Origin of the sequence: Mesorhizobium sp. M7A.F.Ca.CA.001.10.2.1, from assembly GCF_003998575.1 — a bacterium.
Lineage (GTDB): Bacteria > Pseudomonadota > Alphaproteobacteria > Rhizobiales > Rhizobiaceae > Mesorhizobium.
Map to the genome: position 1 here is coordinate 1 of NZ_RZQY01000545.1, position 4,207 is coordinate 4,207.

Consider the following 4,207-nt stretch of genomic DNA (forward strand, 5'->3'; position numbering starts at 1 on the left):
CTCTATTACATATTATGGCAGCTGGCGGTGGCGATCAGCGTCGGCCTGGCTGCGGCGGTATTGTCATTTCTGGCCGGCGGCGGTCCAGCCGTCGCCGACGATTTCCGCATCCTGTTCGTCATCGAGGGCATCATCACGCTCTGCGCGCTGCTTGCCTACCTCAAGCTGACGCCACAGGACGGTGCCCATGTCAGCGGCCACGGCGCACAGATGAATACCGAATGAGGCTGGCTGGCTTATTCGCTGAACGTCACCCACTCTTCCAGCGGCACGCGGTCGGTGCGGAAGGCGTTTTCAGGTTTTGACGTATCTTCATAACCAAGCGCCATGCCGCAGACGACGATCTCTTCGTCCGGAATGTCGAGCACCGGCCTGATCTGCCGGTGATAGGGCGCGAAGGCCGCCTGCGGACAGGTGTGCAGACCCCTGCCTCTTGCTGCGACCATAATGTTCTGCAGGAACATGCCGTAGTCGATCCATGAGCCCTGGTTGAGGCGGCGGTCGATGGTGAAGATCATGCCGACCGGGGCGTCGAAGAAGACGAAGTTGCGGTCGTGCTGGGCGCGCATCTTGTCGACCTCGCGACGACCGATCCCGAGCGCGCCATAGAGGCCGAAACCGTTGGCGCGGCGGCGGGTCAGATACGGCTCGAAGAACTGTGTGGGATAATACCGGTACTCGTCCCAATCAGCTTTTTCGGCGCGAATGCCGGAATTGAGAATGGCGTCTGATATCCGCTGCTTGCTCTCGCCCTTGGTGACATAGACCTTCCATGGCTGCATGTTGGTGCCGGATGGGGCACGCGCCGCAACCGCCAGAATGGCGCGGATGGTTTCGTCGTCGACCATGTCGGGCAGGAATGCGCGCACCGAACGGCGCGACAGGATCGCCTCGTCGACAATCTCGGCATCGCCCGCAATTCGGGGGTTATTTTCCAGCATGGGCCGTCCCTTACCCTTTGTCTCGATCGGACGTCCCCACTCGCCGCTCTCGGCGGAGCCTTTGCATGAACCGTCAAAATCGCGCAAGCAAATCTTGTGCATCCGTGAAAATCTACTTGATTTTTTCATGAGCTTGACTTCTCATGAAATTTGGCCAGATTTTTTCATAAAGTGAGCGCTTTGCCTTCGACTACCGCTAGAACATTGCAGGTACCTGACGAACGCGTGCTGGCCGGCGATATCAGGGCCCTGCGCAAGGCGCGCGGGCTGACACTCGCCGAGATCGGCTCGAAGCTTGGCCGTTCGGTCGGCTGGGTCAGCCAGGTCGAGCGCGGTCTGTCGACGCCGTCGCTCGGTGACCTCCGAGCCTTCGCCGAACTGTTCGGCGTGCCGATCAGCCTGTTCTTCAGCCATGACGTACCTGTCGAAAGCGAGCGCGGCGTGGTCGTGCGCGCTGGCAGGCGCCGCACGCTTGGCACAAGCGAATCCGGCCTGGTGGAGGAGCTTCTGTCGCCCGATCTCGGCGGTAGCTTCGAGATGGTGCGTTCGGTCTTCGCGCCGGGCGCGGAACTGAAGGCCGAGGCGCAGCGGCCGACCGAAGAAGCTGGATACGTCGCCTCCGGGCTGTTCGACATCGAGATCGGAGGTGTCTGGCATCGGCTTGGCGAAGGCGACTCCTTTCGCTTTGAAGGCAAGCCTTACCGCTGGCGCAATCCGGGCGCGGAGCCTGCAATTGTCATCTGGGTGGTTTCACCACCCGTCTATTGAGTTCAAGTTTGGAGAAGAACATGGCGGGTTTGCCGAGCACGGCGCGCGTGGTGATCATCGGAGGCGGTGCCGTCGGCACTTCCGCGCTCTACCATCTCGCCAAGGCGGGCTGGACCGACTGCGTGCTCTTGGAAAAGAACGAGCTGACTTCGGGCTCGACCTGGCATGCCGCCGGCAACGTGCCGACTTTCTCCTCGTCCTGGTCGCTGATGAACATGCAGCGCTATTCGACCGAGCTTTATCGCGGGCTGGCCGACGCGGTCGACTATCCCATGAACTATCACGTCACCGGCTCGCTGCGCCTTGCCCACACGAAAGAGCGCATGCAGGAATTTCAGCGCGCCAAGGGCATGGGCCGCTACCAGGGTATGGACATCGACATCGTCGGCGTCGACGAGATCCAGCGCCGCTATCCCTTCATCGAGACGCATGATTTGAAAGGCGCGCTCTACGACCCGAGCGACGGCGACATCGATCCGGCGCAGCTCACCCAGGCGCTGGCCAAGGGCGCGCGCGACATGGGCGCGAAGATCATCCGCTTCTGCCCGGTCACAGGCGTGCGCCGCGAGAACGACGAGTGGGTGGTCGAGACGGCGCAAGGTGAGATCCGCTGCGAGATCGTCGTCAATGCCGCCGGCTACCGCGCCGCCGAAGTCGGCCGGATGTTCGGCCGCGACGTGCCGATGATGGTGATGAGCCATCAGTACATATTGTTCGAGGAGATTCCCGAACTGGCGGCATGGTCGAAGGAACAGGGCAAGAAACTGCCGCTGCTGCGCGACGTCGACACCTCCTACTATCTGCGCCAGGAGAAGAACGGGATGAATCTCGGCCCCTATGAGCGCAATTGCCGCGCGCATTGGGCCAGCCACAACGACCCGATGCCGGAGGATTTTTCCTTTCAATTGTTCCCCGACGACCTCGACCGGCTGGAACATTATCTGGCCGATGCCGTCGCCCGCGTGCCGATCCTTGGCACCGCCGGCCTGTCCAAGGTGATCAACGGGCCGATCCCCTACACGCCGGACGGCAACCCGCTGATCGGCCCGATGCCCGGGGTTCCCAATGCCTTCGAGGCCTGCGTCTTCACCTTCGGCATTGCCCAGGGTGGCGGCGCCGGCAAGGTGCTGGCCGAATGGGTGACAGAGGGCCGGACCGAATGGGACATGTGGTCGTGCGACCCGCGCCGCTTCACTTCCTTTGCCTCGGCGCCGGACTACTGCGTCGCCAAGGGCATGGAGATCTACGGCAACGAATATGCCATCCAGTTCCCGCGCCATGCCTGGCCGGAAGGCCGCGACCGCAAGCTGTCGCCGATCCATGATCGCATCAAGGCGCTCGGCGGCCGCTTCGACGCCTATAATGGCTGGGAGCGTGCCACCTGGTACGCACAAGACGGCGATGACATTTCCGAGGAAGCCACGCTGACCTTCCGCCGCGACGGACCGTGGCATCATCGCGTGCGCGAGGAGTGCCTGGCCGTGCGCGATGCCGCCGGCATTTTGGACCTGCCGGGCTTCTCGCGCTTCAACCTCGACGGTCCCGGTGCCGCCGAATGGCTGAGCCTGCAGGTCACCGGGCTGGTGCCGAAGGCAGGCCGCATCGGTCTCGTCTATTTCGCCGACGACAAGGGCCGCATCGTCACCGAAATGTCCGTGGTGCGCCACGACGACAACCTGATGACGCTGATCACCGCGGCGGTCGCGCAGTGGCACGATTTCGAATGGCTGAAATCGCGCATGCCCAAGGATGCGCCGTTCAGGCTGATCGACCGGACCGAGGAATTCTCGACCCAGATCCTGGCCGGCCCCAACTCGCGGAAAATCCTCGCCGATGTCTGCGAAGCCGACCTCACTTTGCCATGGCTGACGCATCAGGAGACAAAGATCGCCGGTCGCTGGGCCAAACTCGTGCGCGTCTCCTTCGCCGGCGAACTCGGCTGGGAAATCCACACCAGGGTGGACGACACATCAGCCATCTTCGACGCCGTCTGCGCGGCAGGCCAGCGACATGGGCTGAAGCCGTTCGGCATGTATGCGTTGGATTCACTCAGGCTTGAAAAAGGCTACCGCACCTGGAAGGGCGACCTGTCGACCGACTATTCGATCCTGCAGGGCGGGTTGGAGCGCTTCGTCAAATGGGACAAGCCCGATTTCCGTGGCAAGGCTGCACTCCAGAACGAAAAGCAGCAAGGCGTGAAGAAGCGCTTCGTCACGCTGGTTATAGAGAACCCGGGCGACTGCGACGCCCCTTCGGTGTCGACGCTCTGGCATGACGGCAAGATCGTCGGCGAGACGACGTCCGGCGGTTGGGGCCACCGGGTCGACAAGTCGATCGCGCTCGGCATGCTGCGCGCCGATCTGGCCGAGCCAGGCACATCAGTCGAGGTCGAAATCTTCGGTGACCGCTTTCAGGCGATCGTGCAGAAGGATGAACCGTTGTGGGATCCGAAGAACGAAAGGCTGCGCGCATGAAGAAAATCATCCTCACCGATGGCG

3 protein-coding genes and 1 pseudogene are annotated in these 4,207 nt (G+C 62.5%); 3 read left to right on the plus strand and 1 reads right to left on the minus strand.

The genetic code is table 11. The features are described 5' to 3' along the window. Positions 1-225 (plus strand): annotated as a pseudogene (locus EN964_RS26855) (MFS transporter); the annotation flags it as partial. An 11-nt stretch (positions 226-236) separates the two neighbouring features. Here EN964_RS26855 and EN964_RS26860 read toward each other — a convergent pair. Continuing rightward, complete coding sequence (locus EN964_RS26860) at positions 237-941, minus strand: nitroreductase (protein ID WP_164748979.1); 705 nt, start codon at positions 939-941, stop codon at positions 237-239. 204 nt (positions 942-1,145) lie between these two features. Here EN964_RS26860 and EN964_RS26865 point away from each other — a divergent pair, with 204 nt between their 5' ends. Together EN964_RS26865 and EN964_RS26870 are read left to right on the plus strand one after the other, a co-directional pair. Next, on the plus strand, positions 1,146-1,709 hold the full coding sequence (locus EN964_RS26865; protein ID WP_127269323.1) for a helix-turn-helix domain-containing protein: 564 nt from the start codon (positions 1,146-1,148) through the stop codon (positions 1,707-1,709). Between the two features lie 20 nt (positions 1,710-1,729). Next, the gene (locus EN964_RS26870) at positions 1,730-4,183 is read left to right on the plus strand and encodes an FAD-dependent oxidoreductase (protein WP_127276955.1); all 2,454 of its coding nucleotides are present in this window, start codon (positions 1,730-1,732) and stop codon (positions 4,181-4,183) included. Positions 4,184-4,207 lie beyond the last annotated feature (24 nt).